1 protein-coding gene is annotated in these 802 nt (G+C 55.1%); it reads left to right on the top strand.

All coding sequences use genetic code 11. The features are described 5' to 3' along the window. Positions 1–58: 58 nt before the first annotated feature. The coding region (locus ACR0B3_RS24340; RefSeq protein WP_480811288.1) for a COX15/CtaA family protein at positions 59–802 on the top strand (744 nt) is incomplete at its 3' end.

The following is an 802-nucleotide window of genomic DNA, read 5'->3' as shown; positions in this document are numbered from 1 at the left end:
CAAAACAAGTCCGAACCCTTTGGGGATTTCCCGCGGCACGGACGCGGCGCGTAGATGGATGCGAGCCTATTTGGCGGTTCTCTTTGTAATGGTTGCGGCAATGATTGCCATTGGGGGCATGACGCGCCTGACTGATTCAGGTTTGTCTATCGTTGAATGGGCGCCGATTTCGGGGGCCATTCCGCCGCTCAGTGATGACCAGTGGCAAGAGCAATTCACCGCCTATCAGCAGACAACCGAATACCAACAGCAAAATCGCGGCATGTCGATGGCCGAGTTTAAGTATATTTTCTGGTGGGAATGGGGCCATCGTCAATGGGGGCGCGCAATCGGTCTTGTTTGGGCCCTTGGGTTTGCCGCGCTAGCGCTCTCCGGCAATCTGATCAAAGGGTGGGTTCCAAAAATCGTGGCGCTTGGGGCGCTTGGTGGTCTGCAAGGGGCCATCGGATGGTGGATGGTCTATTCAGGTCTTGCGCCTGGCATGTTTGATGTTGCCTCTTATCGGTTGGCGACACATTTGGGTGTCGCGTTCGTCATCCTTGCCCTCATCACATGGTTTATTTTGCAGCTCAGCCGACCTGCGCCCGCGTTATTGGCAGCGCGGCGTGCGGGCGATAAGCGCCTTTTTGGTATGACCACTGGGCTTTTGCATCTCACCTTTTTGCAAGTCTTGGTTGGGGCTTTGGTCGCGGGAATCGATGCAGGGCGCAATTATATTGATTGGCCTTTGATGGCGGGCGGGTTCACCCCGCCTGATATGTGGGCGATTGACCCTTGGTATCGTAATCTGTTCGAAAATGAT

The sequence above is a fragment of the Ruegeria sp. CE9 genome (assembly GCF_056537425.1).
The sequence above is the reverse complement of the archived record's forward strand: the minus strand, read 5'-3'. Positions and strand labels throughout refer to the sequence as shown.